This window comes from Anaerobacillus sp. ABR4_321, from assembly GCF_056158505.1.
Map to the genome: position 1 here is coordinate 2,968,138 of NZ_JBSWTK010000001.1, position 17,517 is coordinate 2,985,654.

A 17,517-nucleotide genomic window follows, 5' to 3' on the forward strand; every position below is an offset into this window, starting at 1 on the left:
TTATGCGTCTGATAGAAGTAGTAGAATTTTAGAAGCTATAATTTTTCAGATTTCTTAGAAAGCGCTATCTTTTATTTAGAAATTTTTCTACTGCGAGGTGATGTTCTTCAGACTCCCATAGAGTGGCGCATGCAAGAATTTCCTTTTCGATCCGGCTTGTGATAGACTTTCGATCCAATGAGTTTAACCAATGCTGTTTATACGTTTCCAATATTTGCGAGGAATGAGGTAAGAGATTTTCAATCACTCCTTGAGCTTCCACTTTCCAATTCTCTTCTTTCATTATGTAAGTTAGAAAACCTAGCTCCTTGGCTTCTTCAGGTGAGTAACGTTTTCCACTCATCAACATTTCCATAGCGACAGTTGAATTCAATCTTTCCATCGCATATACGGATCCACCCCAGCCAGTCGTTATTCCGATCGATCCTTGTATAAACCCAATCGTGACACCGCTACGAGCAATGCGATAATCACACGCAACCGCTAGTTCACACCCTCCGCCTACTGCATGACCATTCAATAGTGCAACAGTTGGCTTCTTACAGAAAAACAACTCGTCAAGAACGTCCCCCATCTTTCGCAGCATTGGGTACGCATCTTCTTTCGTACGAAGGGAGACAAATGAAGCGACATCTCCTCCACCACAAAATGCTCGATCTCCTGTGCCTGTAATGACAATATATGAAACCGATTGGTCCGATTCAGCATCACGAATCGCATCTCTTAACTCGTCCATGACTTGATAATTGATTGCATTTCGTTGATTCGGTCGATTGATCGTTAGAACGGCTGCACGGTTAACTTTTTCAACTAATAGACTCAAAGTGTCACCCCTACTTCTAAAATAAGGTATAAAAAAAAACAGAGAGATTTCTCTCTCTGTTTCAAACGTGTTGTAAGCTTACTTGCTCACAACGTTTTCACCTTTGTAATTTCCACACTCTTTACATACACGGTGAGAAAGTTTGAATTCGCCACAGTTAGGGCATTTCACCATTCCTGGTACTTCAAGTTTATAATGAGTACGACGCTTGTTTTTACGTGTTTTAGAAGTTCTTCTAGCTGGTACTGCCATCGTTTCCACCTCCTTAAAAAGTTAAATAATCTCTTGAAAGTTGTCCGGTCTATTTATCGTTCTTTTCATTAAAGAGATCAGCTAAACCGGCCAAACGAGGATCGATCTTCTCTTCCGTTTCCTCGTGTGTTACAACTTCCCATCCTTTGCCGGATTTGTTTTGCATTTCATCGGATTCCGAACTATGTTTTACAACACGAATAGGAATCTCCAAAAGTATATTTTCCTTAATATACGGAACTAAGTCAACCGTATTTCCCGAAACTTGATGAATTTCTTCATCATCTTCTTCGTAATCCATCCCAGATGTGTTCGGTTCGAGCACGAACGTTTCTAATGGATGAAGTACGAAAGGGAAATCAACATCTTCGAGCGTATTCGCACATGGTAGTACCATCTTGCCTTTTAGGGTAAGATGAAAGGTAACTTTATTACCGTGAAACGAAGTCTCGCCGGTAACGTGCACGGGCGTAATTTCTCGAATCTGTGTTTCTTCATTCTTAAGTTCCTCTACATTAACTAACTCGTCAATTGTAAGTCCTTTCTGTTTGAAGGACTTCAACTGATCTACTGACCATTTCATCTGTCTATCACCTCAAGGCAACAAAAGTATTATAGCTACAAAATAAGCAAATGTCAATATTTTTTCTTTACACCACTTTGTGAGAATCCAAATCTGGTATAATGTTTATCATACCAGAGAAAAAACCTTGAGTTCAACTCTTACATATGGACCGCCTTTCCACTAATAGATGAAAGGAGCTTTATGATGAAAACAGCTGGCGTTATCGTTGAGTACAATCCCTTCCATAATGGCCACCTCTACCATTTGGAAGAAACGAAGAAAACAACGGGTGCCGACATCGTCATAGCAGTGATGAGTGGATCGTTTCTTCAAAGAGGTGAACCTGCACTAGTTGATAAATGGAGTAGAACGAAGATGGCACTAGAGAACGGAATCGATCTTGTGATCGAACTCCCCTATGTATACTCTACCCAAAAAGCGGAAGTTTTCGCAAAAGGTGCCGTTTCTCTGTTAACCGCTATCGGAGTAGATGAACTATGCTTTGGAAGCGAAGCTGGGCTTATTCAAGACTTTGAGAAAACGATGTCCTTCATAAAAGAAAACGACAAAGACTACAATGAAAAAATACAGCTGTTCATGAGCGAAGGAAATAGCTACCCAAAAGCAGCTTCTCTTGCCTTTCAATCATTAAAAGACCATGAGACAGTTCTAGACTTATCATTACCAAATAATATCCTTGGCTATCAATACGTGAAAGCGATCGACGAGCAAAAGTCGCATATTCAAGCTCAGACCATCTTACGAACAAAAGCAGGTTACCATGAAGAGTCGTTTACAGATAAAAAGATCGCGAGTGCTACTGCTATACGAAAAGAGCTACTATCTGAAGATCTCGGACCCCAAAATGTTAAAACTTTTGTCCCTGAACCTACATACCATGAACTGGATCGGTTCTATCGATCGCATAACAAGTATCATGGCTGGCACCGACTTTATCCATTTCTTCGATACAAACTCTTAACGAGCTCACAGAAAGAACTTAAGATGATTTACGAAGCTGAGGAAGGCCTTGAGAACCGCCTTGTTTCTGCAGCGAAGGCATCTGCAGATTTTATGGCGTTCATGGAAGCCGTTAAAACAAAACGCTACACGTGGACTCGACTACAGCGATTTGCACTACATATTTTAACGAATACCGTTAAGGACGACATGAAGCCTGCTCTGCACACAGATGCACCCTACCTTAGGTTGCTCGGGATGTCTAGTGCTGGTCGCATGTATTTAAATAAAGTGAAGTCATCACTAACAATTCCGTTAGTTGCAAACATCAACCAATTCGATCATCCTTTTTTAGATATTGAAAAAAAGGTGAGCGAAGTGTACGCGCTAGGTTTCGATGGAAGTGATCAAGAAGCGTTCCTAAAAAAAGAATTTACCTCATCACCTATAATGATCTAGATCACGCTCACATAAGAAGCAAAAAAACCTGTCGAGAATTTCCTTTTCTCGACAGGTTTTTATACAATTTAAAAATTACTTCTTTTCTAATTGTTTTAAATAATCAGAAGCATCCTTAAATGTTTCAACAGGTACGATCTTCATCTTTGTTTTAATATCCTCTGCTGCTTCTAACGCATCTTCATAATTTGAATGTGCCACAGGTGCGAAGAATATATCGGCTCCTGAACCATCAGCCGCAACCACCTTTTGCTTTATGCCCCCGATCGGGCCTACTTCTCCATCTTCTGTAATCGTCCCTGTTCCAGCGATTTTATGTCCTTTTGTCCAATCTGTTTCTGTAAGTTGGTTATAGATTTCAAGCGAGAACATCAGTCCAGCAGATGGACCTCCAATTTGATCTGTGTTAATGTCGATCGTTGGGTCCGTTTTAATCGTTTTCGCTGTGACGGGGCCTGTGATTCCTATCCCCACTTTTCCATCCTCGGTATTAAATCGTTCAGGAAATGTATCAAACCCTACTTCGACATCACGCTCTTCTTCATCACGTTTGAATGTGATGACGACGGTATCAGATTCGCTGTATTCCGAAAGCATATCTAAAAGTTGTTTCGTCTTTTCTATCTTCTCACCATCTACACCTGTAATGAGGTCTCCAGGCTCTAGCTTTCCATCAGCCGGCATCCCTTCAACAACACCTGTTACGAGAACACCTTGATTGTTGATCGTGATTGAACGATCCGCTGCTTGATACGCTACGATCGTTGCGTTCGTTTGAGAACCAGCCATCACTTCAAGCTGACGTTCATGATATTCCTCATCTGACTCGCCTTCACGCTTAATCATATCTTCAGAGATCAATTCATGATACTGGTTGAACTGTGCCCAGATGTACTGAATGATATTGGCTTCTCCAACCCGTACAGTCGTGAGCATAAACTCCCCTTCATCAGCAGAGCCTCCGTCCACTTTGATCACATCATCGAGCTCTCTAGCTTCCCCAGGTGTAGTGACATAGTACGGCAAATCAATAAACGTAAACGCTGCGACCAAAATGATGATCACAGCCCATACGATGCTAAATCTCTTGGTAGTCCGGTTCATTTATTTTTCTCCTTCCACTCTTCCACCGCGGCATGATAAGCATCGAGGTGGCGAAAAGCTTCTTCCTCTCCAATTTTTATGATGTCCTGTAAATTCGTGAACGACCGTGAATGAAACGATTCAAGTCGTGGTTTAATCATCACATCCGCGTTGATCTCGTGAAGTCGTACCATTTCGTTTTGCATGATGTCGATGCTCTGCATGATCACATCAAAGATCGAGGTGACGTCCGATTCCTTTTTCACATCGGAAACGTCTACTGCAATAACGAGATCTGCTCCCATCTCTCTTGCCACTGAAACAGGAACACGGTCAATGACACCACCATCAACAAGCAATCGATCTCCAATTTTTTCAGGTGTGAAAATTCCTGGGATCGCGATACTTGCACGAACGGCATCAGCAATTGATCCAGTCCGATAGACAACCTTCTCCCCTTTAATTAAGTCCGTTGTTACGACAGCGAGAGGAGGGTCTAAATCTTCAAGCTGTTTACCATGCGTAAGTGTTCGAATTAAATTCTTCACTTTGTTCCCTGTAATAAACCCCATTTTTGGCACGGTAAAATCGAGATAGTATTTGCGTTTGAAAAGGGATGCCATCTTCACCATCGTCTCTACCTTATGGCCAGATCCATAGATAGCCCCAACGAGTGATCCCATACTGCTTCCTGCGATATAGTCAATTGGAACACCTTGTTCAACAAGTACTTTAATAACACCTAAATGTGCAAAGCCTCTTGCTCCTCCTGAGCCTAGAGCTAACCCAACCTTAGGACGGTCCATCATGAGATCCTCCCGTCTATACCTGCTTAATCATATGGTCTAATTGTTCCACAAATACGTATATTTTAACTAGCGGACATGTTTTCTTACACATTCATACATACAATACTGTCTCGATGGCCAGTACTGGGGGGATGCTTTAGTGAACGCACAAGTGCTTAAAACAATAGTTCTCGCTTCTTCGATGACCATCATTGCACTTTCGATCATCCTCCTGCCGGAACATACGCTCAACGCTTCGAAAAGTGGTCTTTCCATGTGGTGGAACATTGTCTTTCCTTCATTATTACCCTTTTTCATCATATCTGAACTACTGATAGGGATCGGAGTCGTACGGTTTATCGGCGTATTATTAGAGCCATTGATGCGTCCTCTCTTTCGCGTCCCAGGTTCAGGTGCTTTTGTGTGGGCAATGGGGATTGCTTCAGGATTTCCGGCCGGAGCGAAATATACAGCCCACCTTAGACACAATAATGACATTACAGCGATCGAAGGAGAAAGACTCGTTTCGTTTACGAATTGTTCGAACCCATTGTTTATCTTTGCAGCTGTAGCTGTTGGTTTCTTCCATAATCCATCGCTTGGAATTCTACTAGCAGCTGCACATTACATCGGAAATATCCTTGTCGGACTCGTCATGCGTTTCCATAGATCAGAGGATCGATTCACGAAAAGCTATGAACGTTCCCCTTTAGGAAGGCTCCCGAGAGCATTTAAAGCGTTACATGAAACACGCTTATACGACGACAGACCATTTGGAAAAATGATGGGAGACGCCGTTCATTCATCGATCAAAACATTATTGATGGTAGGTGGGTTCATCATATTATTTTCTGTGATCAATGAACTGCTAAGCGTCATCGGGTTTACTTCATTGGTTGCAAGCATTGTGAACGTTATTCTGATAACGCTACACATATCTCCAGCCCTTGCTACTCCGCTTTTATCAGGCTTATTTGAGATAACGCTTGGCAGTAGGTTGATTAGCGAAAGTAATGCTCACTTAATGCAGCAAACGATGATCGCGAGTTTTGTTCTTGCCTTCAATGGCTTCTCTGTTCAAGCCCAGGTCGCTAGTATTCTTGCAGATACTGACATTCGCTTCAAACCGTTTTTCTTTGCTAGGTTACTGCACGGCGTATTTGCGATGGGGCTGACCCTTTTACTCTGGAAGCCAATCTACATAGACTGGTTATCAGAAGGCACTAAAACATTGCCGGTTTTTCACACAGAAAACTCAAGCTCAATCATCGATATACTATACGTTTTTTTCGAACGAACGGGTTCATGGCTCACATTGTTTGCTCTCATTACCTTTGTCATCTTATCCATTCGCCGTATGAGAATTCAAATACAGTAATATACTCCTTCAGTAGAAAAAAGCCCCGTTATTCTAACGGGGATCCTGCATATTTTTCTCTTAACGCATCCTGAACGATCTCAGGTACAAGATCGGAGACAGGTGCATGGTATTTTGCTATCTCTTTTACGATGCTCGAACTCAAGAAGGAATATTGATTGTTCGTCATCATAAAGAATGTTTCGATCTCGTCTTCTAGCTTTCGATTGATTGAAGCGATCTTCATTTCATATTCAAAATCTGATACGGCACGCAGACCACGAAGGATTGTAGAAGCACCAACTTGTTTTGCATAATCGATCAATAAGCCTTGATACGAATCAACTGTTACATTCTCGATATCTTTTGTTACTTCCTTAATCAATTCTACCCGCTCTTCTACAGAAAACAAAGTTGATTTACTTTGATTGTTAAGAACGACGACTTTGATATTGTCAAAAACTCTTGCACCTCTCTTGATGATATCAAGGTGTCCAAACGTAACGGGGTCAAAACTACCTGGACATACTGCGATCTTACCCATGACTATTCCTCCCTCTCAACATCCGACTGGTTATATGTATAGATTGAAATGGTTGTTTTTCCACTGTATGTTTCTTTTCTAGTAAGCGTTAAATCTGCAAGTTCTTCAGGAAGATCTACTTCTTTAAGATGCTCAACAACAATCGTCGCATTCTCTTCAAGTAGCCCATAAGACGATAACTTATCAAGGTCTTCCACGATCTTCTCCTTATGATATGGAGGATCTAGCAATACGAGGGAGAACGTTACTTCTCTCTTCAAGAGTGCTTTCAAAGCTCTTTTTGAATCGTTACGAAACACTTCAGCTGATTCTGTAAATCCTGTTTGATCAAGGTTCCACTTGATCGTTTCGATCGCTTTACTGTCACGATCAACGAAGATGCATTTTTCTACTCCTCGGCTCAAGGCTTCAATTCCTAAAGCCCCACTTCCACCATATAGATCGAGCGCAAGTCCACCTTCAAAAAAAGGACCCACCATATTGTAGATGGCTTCTCTTACTTTATCAGTTGTAGGTCTAGTATTCATGCCTGGAACGGGCTTTATGTGCCTACCTTTACATGTTCCTGCTATAATTCTCATCTCGTTCACAACCTTATCGTTTCCATATTCCTACCTATCCTACCATAAAAAAAGTGAAAGCTAAAATTAATGTATAAACGCATAGTGGATGGCGATACTAACTATAGCAGCATCTTACCAGTTTAATGATGCTGTCAACCGCGGAGAAGACTTACGTTTCCCCATAAGTTCTTCCTCCGGTTTCTCCTCTCCCATTTGCCTTAACCATTAGGTTTAAGGCACCCGCAGGAATGATTTCCTGCGGGTATTTTTGTGTCACCCCGGATCTAAATCTAGCGGTAAATCGATCGCTTGGATCCCATCCCAATCGTGATGAATCCATTCACCAAACTCATCTTTTGTTAAATTCGTATTTTGAATCACATACTCTTCTACTTCTGATAACGACGAGTTAGATAAAAAGTCAGCTTCTGCACTCGTTATCACACCATGAATGACCAGAGCTGCTAAAATATCAGCAATGATGATTCCTTGGATGAGGTTTTTATCGATGGTTTCTTCTTTAGCGTTTCTACCTTTCCAGTACAAATAGAGCAGTATCCCTATTACAGTCGCAAAGAGCAGAATCGATCCCATGGAAAAACCTCCTTTCTTCTCATTTTAATGGAAACGCTTCATCCTTTCCATCATTTAAATTTCATGCTACATTATGAGAGGATTTCTAAGACAAGGAAAGGAGCAACAAACATGATACAACGTTTCATAGAACTTGGAGAAGGTTATTCTGATATTTATGAGTTAGTTGAACTTGCAAGAACAAATTCCCACAGAGTTCACCGTCTTTTGTTACTACATACAACGAAACATGAGCGAAAGGTCGTCTCTCCCGTCGTCGTATTAAAGTCTGCAGGAGAAGGAAATCTACAGCCTCTTTATATATGTCGTGAAGGCATACCTGCCAAAGAGCCCTCTGTTCAACGCCTTAAGATGTTTGAAGAACTTAGCGAAGAACTCTCACTCCCGATCGTCCCTCTTGAGGTCAAGCCATCGGATGAGTTTAACGAAGTGGAGATCTACTATAATCACATTATCGGAATTCTTCGCATGAACAATCTGATTCCACCTATGCAGTAAAAAGCAGAAACCTGAAAAGATTTCTGCTCTAGGTGTTGATGTTGTCTTAGGAGCTATCTGTGACGGAATAGTAGTGATTTCCGCTCCAGGATGCTCGCTTTCCGCGGGGCGGGCGGTGAGCTTCCTCGTCGCTTACGCTCCTGTGGGATCTCACCTGTCCCGCTGATCCCGCAGGAGTCGAGCATCCTTCCGCTCCAATCCGCGTTATCTTGAGAATTTTCAATTAAAACAAATGACGACAATAAAGATTTGTTAGGATAATAGGTCGGAAAGTTTCACTTGGTTTCTATGTACTCTAGTAGGAGTGAATACCACTTGCCTCCCGTCGTCAAACGGTCGATCGAGGCTCCGACGGTTTTTGTCCTAACCCAGGCGTTCGTCCACAGGAAAGCAAGAGGTATTCAAACTCCTACGTTATAGGGAGCTAAATTTTATAGTTTTTCAACAAATTTAGCAGAAACCATAAAAGGTTTCTGCTTTTTATGAAGGAACTTCATTCGTTTGATAGACGGTTTGCTTTCGGTTTAAGATCGGTAGTACTCTACGCTTCACATAGACCACGCTTATTAATAATATGATCCCAGCAAATATAAAGAGTCCTCTCGTACCAAAACCAGCAACGATCCACCCACCTGTAATCGGACCAAGAAGGTTACCAAGATAAATGGCACTATTTGAAAAGCTGTACGTTCGGCTCTCCATCCCAGCAGGTGATAACCGTTTTACAAGAGAGTTGACCGATGGCAATAGCCCTCCAATGCAAAGACCTAAAAGGAATCTCAACGCGATCAATTGCCATAGTTCTTGCACGAATGCCTGTGGAATCGAGAAGATCGCTGCTCCGATGAGCGAATAATAAAGTACATATTGCGATCCTTTCTTATCTCCCATCTTTCCAAGCTTTGGAGAAGCTACCATGTTTGCGATACCCATGACAGATGTTGCGATTCCAGCAAACAAAGCAACGTTCTCACCTGAAGCGAGCTTTTGAACAAACAATGGAATCAACGGATTCATGCCGAGTAGAGCAAATTGCACGAGAAACCCTACGATGAATAATGAGAGCATCGGAGAGTGAATCGTAACTCTCTTAAAATCTTTTATCGCATTACTTCTTTCAACTTTCGCTTCAGGATCTGGTTTGGTCTCTTCCTTAACAAGGAACAATACAACTACAGCGGCAAATAAGATACATATTCCTGTTAAGTTAAAGATCATTCTGAACCCAAACGCTTCTGCCATAAGTCCACCAAAAAGCGGGCCGCATATTGCACCTGCAACTGCACCTGAATTAAGTGTACCAAGAGCATAACCAACGTGTTGTTTTGGTGTGTTCGTAGCGACTAACGCGATCGATGCAGGAATAAATCCTGAAACAACTCCATTTAGTAATCGTAATCCAAGCAATTCAAAGGGACCTGTGGCAAACCCGGTCAATATAATGACGACAGCCATACCGAATCCTGAACGAAGCACCATAAGCTTTCGTCCGTGTCGATCTGCCACACGTCCCCAGAATGGGGAAAATAAAAAAGCAGTTAAAAAGTTAGCACCGAAGATGACACCTGACCATATGCTAATTTGCTTCTCACCTTCAACTCCAAGTTCTTGGAGATAAAGAGGAAGAAAAGGCATAATCATCGTCATAGCGCCAAGGACTAGGAATTGACAAATGAACAATATCCAAACGTTTCGTTTCCAGTTATTCATGGTTACACATCCTTTGACTTGACCATTATAAACTTCGACACCCGAAACAATCAATACATCTGCATTTTGTCAAAATAAAAAAGTCACCCATAGGATGACTTTCTACAGACCCATTTTATAATCGTATTGTTTTGCCTTATCAGGCTTTGCATTTTGATATTCGGTGCGTACTTCAGGTCGTTTAGAAGGTTCAACACGCTTGACGAAGTGAAGAGATTGCAACCGCTCCTTCGTGCTTTCGAGCTGATCGTAGTTTATGTATAGCACGACATACTTCTGTTTTGAAGAAACGTAGTGAACATTTCCAAACCTTCTTAACTGCTTCGCGTGCTTTAGCGATTGAATATACACTGCTAAGCCAACTCGTTCTACAAACATAACGTGCTTCCCCTTTGCTTATAAATTCTTGTTATAAATCTAGCATGGATGAGTTCCATCCGCAAGATTGGACATTTTGATGCTAGGTTGGATACTCTATCACTATAGAAAGGATGCGATCATGTGAACCTTAATGAAACATGGAATTCATTTTTAGATCTCTTATCGAATGAAGAAAGTATCACGTACGTTTATAAAGCAACCATCACAGGCATACCTTTCCTTTATATTACAACAAACCATTCTGTGAGCAAAGGTACGATTGAAGAATCGATCAAACTATTAGCTGCAAAGGTTATGCGTGGTAAACGACTTCAGATGGAATATTCGTTCGTACGTAGTGATGACACCTTACTCGTCTATCGGGTTCGCTTTCTCGTTCCTCAAGAAAAGATGTTTTGCTGTGGGAACTTGTGCCCTGACTGTATTCGATTTAGAAATTGAAAAACCAGAGCAAATGCTCTGGTCAGCCGCAACCGCAGCTACCGCCTGAACCGCAGCCGCCGCCACATGATTGATTATCGAAGAAAGGATTCCCTGATGGTACTTTAATGGAAGGAGACACCTCACCAGCTAGTAGCGTACACACTTCGACGAGTAAGTTCTCAAGGTTTGTTTCTGCTTTCTTAAACTCAGCAACCGTATCATGAAGATCCATGTCCCGCTTTGCTTCTCTAACCTTCACAGTAATCGTCATATAATCTGGATGATATCTACCGAAACGCTGAACTTCGTCGTAAAGATCCTTCATCTCAGAAAAATGCTTGATCAAGCGCTGTGCCTCTCTATCTTTTTGAAGTGCTCTACGAGCTTCATTATACTCATGAGCAACTTCTGAATCTTTTATCGATAAACCAAGGTCTTCTGCCTTGTCTAAAATCATTACACTATCGAGAGTAGCAATCATCATTACACCTCCGCTTTCATTCTACCACCTATGTGAAGCTCATGACCAGTGTTGTCATACAAATCCCTTCAAAGTTTCCTAAAATTAGGTATTGACTTAACCTGTATTAAAATCTATAATTTTCTAGATTTATGTTTTTTCATCTTAGAAAGGAAGATAAAGAACAAGTGAACCTTCTTACATTTAACCCTTTCCGCACGTTAGGGATCCCAGGAGTTTCTTATATTAAACCAGATCATATGTTTAAAAGAATTCAAGACATCAGGGCTTCAGATGTTTTGCTTTTTCCTGAAAACTGGCAAGTCAACTCTCTCGTCTATGGATTACAAAAGAATATTTTCCCTTCCATCCAATCCATCCAACTAGGCTTTGATAAAATAGAAATGACTAGAGCTTTTTGGTCACTCTCACAAGACCTTACACCATATACAGAAATCAGAGGTCGTTCTAAGGAATCGATACAACTCATATTAGATACGTTTCCTTTTCCATTCGTTGCGAAAGAAGCTCGTAGCTCGATGGGGAAAGGTGTATTTTTAATACAAAATGAAAAAGACTTTCTCACTTACTGTGAAAAAAATGAAGTATTATATGTTCAGGAATATTTACCGATCCAAAAAGACTTAAGAGTGGTTTATGTAGGAGATTCAGTCATATCCGCTTATTGGCGGATAGGGGATAATTCATTTCATAATAATGTTGCTCAAGGAGGAAAACTTTCTTTCCATAGCATACCATCTGAAGCGATCGAACTTGTAGAGAAAACAGCTAAAGCGCTAGGAATCAATCATGCTGGATTCGACTTAGTTCAGGCGAATGGTAAGTTTTATTTCTTAGAATTCAACTGTTTATTTGGAAACCATGCACTCAACCAGCAGGGGATTCGAGTAGAGAACATTATTTATGATTATGTGAAGAGTCAATTCAATCCGGTTGTCCCACCAACAAACCCGTTCAAACAAATATCTTAACAATCATAAGCCTCTTTACGAGGCTTATTTTATTGTTACTTTCAGTTCTTTCAAAGACAAGTAACGCCCTCCATCAGGTCTCATGATGTCTAATCTCAGCATGTGTTTCCCTTCTGGTAAGCCCTGTACGATAAATGCTGCTTTATGTTCCGTTTGATATTTCTTTCCGTTCAAATACACGTCAATATAACCTTTATGCTCACTAGTCTCTTTCCGATCATCAAACGTAAAATTAGGGATCAAGCATTCTACAAATACATTTGAACCTTTCACTTTATGATGCACCACAACCGTTTCCGACTCTTGGTGGTTTTGAGAAGGTTGTTGATACGACTGACCGAAACCAACGACTGGTATACAGCAAAGTACCATTAGTACTATAAAAAGTCCATGTTTCCCATAGTGCACAACAAAATTCAATCGAAACACACTCCTTTGTTTAGAGTGTGCCCAAGTTTAGGCTTTTCATGATAATAAAAAAAACGACCCTACTGATTTTGCTGGGTCATTAAGGCTAACATCGTGTTAACCATATTTAATTGGTTTTGAAACCGATCTACTTTTTGTGGAAACGTTTGACCAAAAAATTGTTTTGAAGCAACCTCACATTCTTTTAACGCATACGGTTCTCTACTAAGTCTGCGATACCAAACTGGCTGATTGCGGATGAAAAAAAGCAGATCGGGTCTTGTCGACAGATATGCTTGCACTTCTTCACGCATGTACGCTCCTCCTAATCATGGCGGAATGGAAACGGAGATTGGTGATGAATGTACGGCGGTGGCTTAGGCTTTGATTGAAATTGAGAAAGGACTTCCTGTATCGAATAGACAGCACCGCTAAATTGCTCGATATTCCTCTGTACCTCATCAAATTTCAGCCCTTTGATCATGTTGAGAACATTTCCAATCGTACCTTCAGTTTTTGATGTAGCCTTTTCTTCTGACTCGTTTTTTTCATCGCTTTCTGTATCTAGCCACATCTCGTCGTCTTCACCGAACAATGCCCATTCCTCAAAAAGATCCTGTAATGTTTTCTCACCACTTTTAACCTTTTTAATGACGTGAGGATGCGCTTTGACGAACGATTTAAATTCCTGAACTTTTGGGTTTGGCAGCTTTTTTGCTTCAGGCATATTCGTCCCCTCCCTTTCTTACACGACCTTACTACATCATAATTAGACTTTTCATAAATGTGCGCCTATTTTATTGGTCAGTTGCTCTATTATTGATAAGATAAATAAGTACTTCATATCAAAATAGGAAGGGATGCCGAATGGACAAATTAGATCAACAACTTCAATCACAAATAAATGCGATGATTCAGCATTCTGATAAAGAATCAAAAGAAGCTTTGATCTCTTTATTAGAAGATGTTCAACGAAAACATGAAGGTCGATACAAAACATATTTGGCTGCTTTTATGGGAATCAGCAGTCGATTGATCGATGAGGATACATATGAAAGCATCATTCCTAACCGAAAACTCGTTCATAATCCGCTCAACATTACACATGGAGGAATAACGGCTTCTCTTATGGATATTGCTATGGGGTCTTTAGTGCATCAATCTCTGCCACCAGAACAAGCAGCAGTTACATCAGAGATGAAAATTCATTTCCTGTCTAGTGGAACAGGAAATGAACTCAGATGCCAAGCACATGCTATTTTCAAGAGTGATACGAGGTGGGTAGTGAAGGCGAATGTTTATAAAGGCGACCAAAAGATCGTTGCGGTGGCCACAGGTACTTTCATCATCGTCTCTAAAAAGGCTTGATGAAGTTTTGGGTATAGTACTCCCTGAATACGCCGACACCTATTTCTGTGAACTCTTTATTTAACAGGGCTTCTCTGTGCCCCTTACTATTTAACCATCCGATCATCGCTGCACCTGCGTCAGGATAGCGAGCAGCGATATTTTCTCCTGCATAGCTATAGAGAACGTCTCCCTTTTTGAGTCGATCTGATAATTCACCATTCGAAGGTGATGTGTGAGAAAAATAACCGTTGTCATGCATGTCCTTACTATGACCTAATGCGACTGTCGAAACATCATCATTGTATGCGAGTGATGCTACCTCGAACTGATGACGAATGACGTTGGTCATGGCATACACTTGCTTTTCTCTCGCATCCTGTACTTGTACCCACTGTTCTTCTGATAGATCAGCAGCTTCTAACAGCTGCCCTCTATAAGATACAGCGTACGGCCTATGAACAGCTAACACTTGTGGGTTCGCGAGTCTTACAGCTACAAGTTTTCCATTAAACTTATCAAAATAATATTGAGCGTACAGCTCATCGTTGATTTTTATTAGGGGTTTTAATGATTGTTCTTCACTCGTTAATTGAAAGCGATAGACGCTTCCCTTTACGTTCATTGAAACTTCCTCTGTTGGAGAACGGTCTGTAAATACCGTCTCTTTTTGCTCACCGATTGGATAATGTTCTCCTGCTTGAATATCTCCCATAAAAAAGACCGTTACGACCTTCTCTTCTTGTATACCTACTTGAAGGTAAGCTGCATTCGATTGTTCATAAATCCACCAATCATATCCATAAGAGCTAGGGTCGATTCGATCCGGCTCTCCAAGCTCTTGTTTAAGGGAGGAAACACCTTCACCCATCCACGTTTCGACCCCTTTAAGCTCGATTGGCTCTTCGTTTACAGGTTTATCAGGCACTGTTTCTTCTAAAACAAATTTTTCTTCGGTAATAAATTGATCAACTTTTGGAAGAACACGATCCCATTCAATCTTATTGTAAGCATCAATCGTGACCACAACTAAAACGATCAATAATACGATGCGAACACCATTTTTTATCATCGTACCGCCTCCAATTTATTGTAATCATTATGCCTCAAACGGTACCTCTTCCGCAATCTTATTGATTTGTGGTCGTCTGAAATAGAAAAGAAGAGCCATATAGGCTCTTCTAATGTTATGCGTTTATATGTTCTTTCAGATTAAAGTATGATACTAGTCCGACAAACTTTTCTTCTTCTACGATTGGAAGTTCAGTTAGACGATGTTCGTTCATAATTCTAGCTGCTTCTTCCGGCTTCATATTAGGAGATAGTGTCATCGGAGGATTCTCCATCACATCTTCAACCTTAGATCCAGGCTCTCCACTCACTGCGATCGCACGATCAGTCACGATTCCAACTAAACGACTGCTCTCATCGACGACAGGTACCATCGTAACGTGCTCGTCTTTCATAATTTTAGCTGCGTTACTCGTGCTATCTTCTTTCTTACAAGGTGTAACGTTTTTTGCAACCTCTGCAACTGAGACCATGCTTTTCTGTAAAGCAGCTCCAAGCTCATCTCGAAGCATATCAAGCTTCTTATAGCACGTGTTCAAAATGTTTTTAGGGAACTCTTCGTCGTACTCAACACCATGTGGATAGTAATGCTTTCCAAGATAAGGCTTACCAAGCTTAATGACAGCATGTGCAGACTCTACTTCGCCCTCGATCGCAACGCCAGGTACTCTTAGATAGTAAACATCACCATTTGTCATATCTTCAAATTTATAATCATATGTAACTCGCTCATAATCCCACTGTCCTGCTAGTACTAAATCGTTTTCATGCATGATGTGGTCCAATATAGAAAATTGAACAATTGTGGACTCAAGTCCTGTCTTATCGAATTTCATTAATGTTTGCCTCCTTTAATAGTTCGCAACCCTTCCACACTTAATAATAGTATAACGGACTGCGTGGTTGCAACGTTTACTTAGCTCTAAGCATTATACCAGATTCTTTATTAGTCTCTCCACACTATTTAAACATTTAATACTTTTTTCAAAAATTTGATAGAAAATCGTGGTATTTTTCACCTTTCTGGTCACACTACCTATTGAAAGGAGATGAAACGATGAAGAGATATTTATCAGTTGCGATGTTCCTCGCACTCTTCTTAACTGCTGGAATCTTCACCCCGGATACAGCCTTTGGTCAAACTACATACACCGTAAAATCCGGAGATACGCTTTGGAAGATTTCTGTACGTTATCGAATCGGACTAAGTGAAATCATCAGCGCGAATCCTCAATTTGAAAACCCGGATTTGATTTACCCTGGAGACAGAGTAAACATCCCTACAGGTAACCCTTCGATCAATGAATCAAAGGACGTAGGACAACAGGTCATGGATTTAACGAACCAGGAGCGCTCCAAATACGGATTAGCTCCACTTAAGTGGGACTGGGAAGTTGCACGTGTAGCGAGGTATAAGTCTGCGGATATGAGAGACAAGAATTATTTTTCTCATACATCTCCGACTTATGGATCACCTTTTCAAATGTTGAAAAATTTCGGTGTTTCTTATCGTAGTGCCGGTGAAAATATCGCTGCTGGTCAATCCACACCACAAGAAGTTGTAACTGCCTGGATGAATAGTGAAGGCCACCGTAAAAACATTTTGAACAAGGGTTATACTCACATCGGAGTAGGTTATGTGTCCGGCGGATCTTACGGTCACTATTGGACACAAATGTTTATCTCGAAATAAATAAAACAAAACCCCCTCATCAGATACTAGCATCAATGCTCAGTATTTGTGAGGGGCTTTTTTATATTTCTTTATCATCTTCCATAATCAATGATGACACGACGATGTTGATGTCATTGACTTGAAAACCTGTCATCTGTTCTACTTCTTGTTTAATCCTTTCTTGAAGCGAAAAACAAACTAGAGGTATGCACTCACCAAACTTTATCCCTATTTCAACACTTAGCGAAAGTCCCTCATTTTCATCCGTCGTCTCGTCTGTATACGACTTACGCTTTCCTACGATTCGCCTCAAGGTTCGCTTTACATTAGACTGAATTTGCTCAACACCATCTGTCTCAGCTACAACTACACCGATGATAACATCGATAACCGTTTCAGAAATAGACAGGGTTCCGTATACTCCAGGTTTCTTCATGATGAAAACTTCCCCCTTTTCGTAAGTCTCTTCTTAATTATATGTGGGTGATAAAACAAATTATGCTCTATGAAAATTCATCTCTCTTACTGGTAAACGATCCCCTTCCGTACTATAATAAAAGAAGA

At 40.9% G+C, this 17,517-nt stretch carries 24 protein-coding genes and 1 pseudogene; 7 read left to right on the forward strand and 18 right to left on the reverse strand.

Going from position 1 to position 17,517, the window contains the following annotated elements; all coding sequences use genetic code 11:
- Positions 1-64: 64 nt before the first annotated feature.
- The 3 genes from ACXADT_RS15395 to ACXADT_RS15405 all read right to left on the reverse strand — a co-directional run bounded on the left by ACXADT_RS15395 (position 65) and on the right by ACXADT_RS15405 (position 1,658).
- Positions 65-823, reverse strand: a complete 759-nt coding sequence (locus tag ACXADT_RS15395) for an enoyl-CoA hydratase/isomerase family protein (RefSeq protein ID WP_474831821.1) — start codon at positions 821-823, stop codon at positions 65-67.
- A gap of 78 nt (positions 824-901) precedes the next feature.
- A complete protein-coding gene (gene rpmF, locus ACXADT_RS15400) occupies positions 902-1,075 on the reverse strand; it encodes a 50S ribosomal protein L32 (protein ID WP_048309912.1) in 174 nt (57 codons plus the stop codon).
- 49 nt (positions 1,076-1,124) lie between these two features.
- Positions 1,125-1,658 (reverse strand): YceD family protein, encoded by a 534-nt coding sequence (locus ACXADT_RS15405; RefSeq protein ID WP_270181770.1) that lies wholly within the window; start codon positions 1,656-1,658, stop codon positions 1,125-1,127.
- A 186-nt stretch (positions 1,659-1,844) separates the two neighbouring features.
- On the opposite strand from ACXADT_RS15405, the gene ACXADT_RS15410 reads away from it, so the two are divergent.
- Positions 1,845-3,059 (forward strand): nucleotidyltransferase, encoded by a 1,215-nt coding sequence (locus tag ACXADT_RS15410; RefSeq protein ID WP_474831823.1) that lies wholly within the window; start codon positions 1,845-1,847, stop codon positions 3,057-3,059.
- Positions 3,060-3,134: 75 nt separating this feature from the next.
- Here ACXADT_RS15410 and ACXADT_RS15415 read toward each other — a convergent pair whose 3' ends face one another.
- Together ACXADT_RS15415 and ACXADT_RS15420 are read right to left on the reverse strand one after the other, a co-directional pair.
- The gene (locus tag ACXADT_RS15415) at positions 3,135-4,163 is read right to left on the reverse strand and encodes a SepM family pheromone-processing serine protease (protein ID WP_270181768.1); all 1,029 of its coding nucleotides are present in this window, start codon (positions 4,161-4,163) and stop codon (positions 3,135-3,137) included.
- Positions 4,160-4,948, reverse strand: a complete 789-nt coding sequence (locus ACXADT_RS15420; RefSeq protein WP_270182056.1) for a patatin-like phospholipase family protein — start codon at positions 4,946-4,948, stop codon at positions 4,160-4,162. Before ACXADT_RS15420 ends, ACXADT_RS15415 begins: the two co-directional genes overlap by 4 nt.
- A 142-nt stretch (positions 4,949-5,090) precedes the next feature.
- Here ACXADT_RS15420 and ylbJ point away from each other — a divergent pair, with 142 nt between their 5' ends.
- Complete coding sequence (gene ylbJ, locus ACXADT_RS15425) at positions 5,091-6,308, forward strand: sporulation integral membrane protein YlbJ (RefSeq protein ID WP_474831825.1); 1,218 nt, start codon at positions 5,091-5,093, stop codon at positions 6,306-6,308.
- A gap of 28 nt (positions 6,309-6,336) precedes the next feature.
- On the opposite strand, the gene coaD is transcribed toward ylbJ, so the two are convergent.
- From coaD to ACXADT_RS15440, 3 genes are all read right to left on the reverse strand, one after another.
- Positions 6,337-6,831: a pantetheine-phosphate adenylyltransferase gene (gene coaD, locus ACXADT_RS15430; protein WP_270181766.1), complete on the reverse strand. Its 495-nt coding sequence runs from the start codon at positions 6,829-6,831 to the stop codon at positions 6,337-6,339.
- 2 nt (positions 6,832-6,833) lie between these two features.
- Positions 6,834-7,421: a 16S rRNA (guanine(966)-N(2))-methyltransferase RsmD gene (gene rsmD, locus ACXADT_RS15435; protein ID WP_474812201.1), complete on the reverse strand. Its 588-nt coding sequence runs from the start codon at positions 7,419-7,421 to the stop codon at positions 6,834-6,836.
- 246 nt (positions 7,422-7,667) lie between these two features.
- A complete protein-coding gene (locus tag ACXADT_RS15440) occupies positions 7,668-7,988 on the reverse strand; it encodes a hypothetical protein (RefSeq protein WP_270181764.1) in 321 nt (106 codons plus the stop codon).
- Positions 7,989-8,099: 111 nt separating this feature from the next.
- Between ACXADT_RS15440 and ACXADT_RS15445 the strand changes: the two genes are divergently transcribed.
- Positions 8,100-8,486, forward strand: coding sequence for a DUF7147 family protein (locus tag ACXADT_RS15445; protein ID WP_270181763.1), 387 nt, complete (start codon positions 8,100-8,102; stop codon positions 8,484-8,486).
- Positions 8,487-8,966: 480 nt separating this feature from the next.
- Here ACXADT_RS15445 and ACXADT_RS15450 read toward each other — a convergent pair whose 3' ends face one another.
- On the reverse strand, positions 8,967-10,196 hold the full coding sequence (locus ACXADT_RS15450; protein ID WP_474812203.1) for an MFS transporter: 1,230 nt from the start codon (positions 10,194-10,196) through the stop codon (positions 8,967-8,969).
- A 102-nt stretch (positions 10,197-10,298) separates the two neighbouring features.
- Positions 10,299-10,574 (reverse strand): YlbG family protein, encoded by a 276-nt coding sequence (locus ACXADT_RS15455; RefSeq protein ID WP_224881816.1) that lies wholly within the window; start codon positions 10,572-10,574, stop codon positions 10,299-10,301.
- A gap of 123 nt (positions 10,575-10,697) precedes the next feature.
- Between ACXADT_RS15455 and ACXADT_RS15460 the strand changes: the two genes are divergently transcribed.
- Positions 10,698-11,018 (forward strand): hypothetical protein, encoded by a 321-nt coding sequence (locus tag ACXADT_RS15460; RefSeq protein ID WP_270181761.1) that lies wholly within the window; start codon positions 10,698-10,700, stop codon positions 11,016-11,018.
- A 22-nt stretch (positions 11,019-11,040) separates the two neighbouring features.
- Here ACXADT_RS15460 and ACXADT_RS15465 read toward each other — a convergent pair whose 3' ends face one another.
- Positions 11,041-11,484 carry a YlbF/YmcA family competence regulator gene (locus tag ACXADT_RS15465; RefSeq protein WP_474812207.1) on the reverse strand — a complete coding sequence of 148 codons (444 nt, stop codon included), beginning with the start codon at positions 11,482-11,484 and terminating at the stop codon, positions 11,041-11,043.
- A gap of 164 nt (positions 11,485-11,648) precedes the next feature.
- Between ACXADT_RS15465 and ACXADT_RS15470 the strand changes: the two genes are divergently transcribed.
- Positions 11,649-12,452: an ATP-grasp domain-containing protein gene (locus tag ACXADT_RS15470; RefSeq protein ID WP_474831827.1), complete on the forward strand. Its 804-nt coding sequence runs from the start codon at positions 11,649-11,651 to the stop codon at positions 12,450-12,452.
- Between the two features lie 24 nt (positions 12,453-12,476).
- On the opposite strand, the gene ACXADT_RS15475 is transcribed toward ACXADT_RS15470, so the two are convergent.
- The 3 genes from ACXADT_RS15475 to ylbD all read right to left on the reverse strand — a co-directional run bounded on the left by ACXADT_RS15475 (position 12,477) and on the right by ylbD (position 13,587).
- The gene (locus tag ACXADT_RS15475; protein WP_270181758.1) at positions 12,477-12,872 is read right to left on the reverse strand and encodes a hypothetical protein; all 396 of its coding nucleotides are present in this window, start codon (positions 12,870-12,872) and stop codon (positions 12,477-12,479) included.
- A 68-nt stretch (positions 12,873-12,940) separates the two neighbouring features.
- Complete coding sequence (locus ACXADT_RS15480) at positions 12,941-13,174, reverse strand: YlbE-like family protein (protein ID WP_270181757.1); 234 nt, start codon at positions 13,172-13,174, stop codon at positions 12,941-12,943.
- Positions 13,175-13,185: 11 nt separating this feature from the next.
- Positions 13,186-13,587 (reverse strand): spore coat protein YlbD, encoded by a 402-nt coding sequence (gene ylbD, locus ACXADT_RS15485; protein WP_474812211.1) that lies wholly within the window; start codon positions 13,585-13,587, stop codon positions 13,186-13,188.
- 140 nt (positions 13,588-13,727) lie between these two features.
- On the opposite strand from ylbD, the gene ACXADT_RS15490 reads away from it, so the two are divergent.
- Positions 13,728-14,228, forward strand: coding sequence for a PaaI family thioesterase (locus ACXADT_RS15490; RefSeq protein ID WP_474831828.1), 501 nt, complete (start codon positions 13,728-13,730; stop codon positions 14,226-14,228).
- Here the strand turns inward: ACXADT_RS15490 and ACXADT_RS15495 are convergent.
- The 3 genes and pseudogenes from ACXADT_RS15495 to ACXADT_RS15505 all read right to left on the reverse strand — a co-directional run.
- Positions 14,215-15,279, reverse strand: a complete 1,065-nt coding sequence (locus ACXADT_RS15495) for a CAP domain-containing protein (protein WP_474831830.1) — start codon at positions 15,277-15,279, stop codon at positions 14,215-14,217. The genes ACXADT_RS15490 and ACXADT_RS15495 overlap by 14 nt on opposite strands.
- 115 nt (positions 15,280-15,394) lie before the next feature.
- Positions 15,395-15,790 carry a CBS domain-containing protein gene (locus ACXADT_RS15500; protein WP_474814805.1) on the reverse strand — a complete coding sequence of 132 codons (396 nt, stop codon included), beginning with the start codon at positions 15,788-15,790 and terminating at the stop codon, positions 15,395-15,397.
- Positions 15,773-16,114, reverse strand: a pseudogene (locus tag ACXADT_RS15505) (YugN family protein); the annotation flags it as partial. The gene ACXADT_RS15500 and the pseudogene ACXADT_RS15505, both read right to left, overlap by 18 nt.
- 221 nt (positions 16,115-16,335) lie before the next feature.
- Between ACXADT_RS15505 and safA the strand changes: the two are divergent.
- Complete coding sequence (safA, locus tag ACXADT_RS15510) at positions 16,336-16,971, forward strand: SafA/ExsA family spore coat assembly protein (protein WP_270181753.1); 636 nt, start codon at positions 16,336-16,338, stop codon at positions 16,969-16,971.
- Between the two features lie 61 nt (positions 16,972-17,032).
- On the opposite strand, the gene ACXADT_RS15515 is transcribed toward safA, so the two are convergent.
- Positions 17,033-17,389 carry an Asp23/Gls24 family envelope stress response protein gene (locus tag ACXADT_RS15515; RefSeq protein WP_474831831.1) on the reverse strand — a complete coding sequence of 119 codons (357 nt, stop codon included), beginning with the start codon at positions 17,387-17,389 and terminating at the stop codon, positions 17,033-17,035.
- Positions 17,390-17,517: the final 128 nt, after the last annotated feature.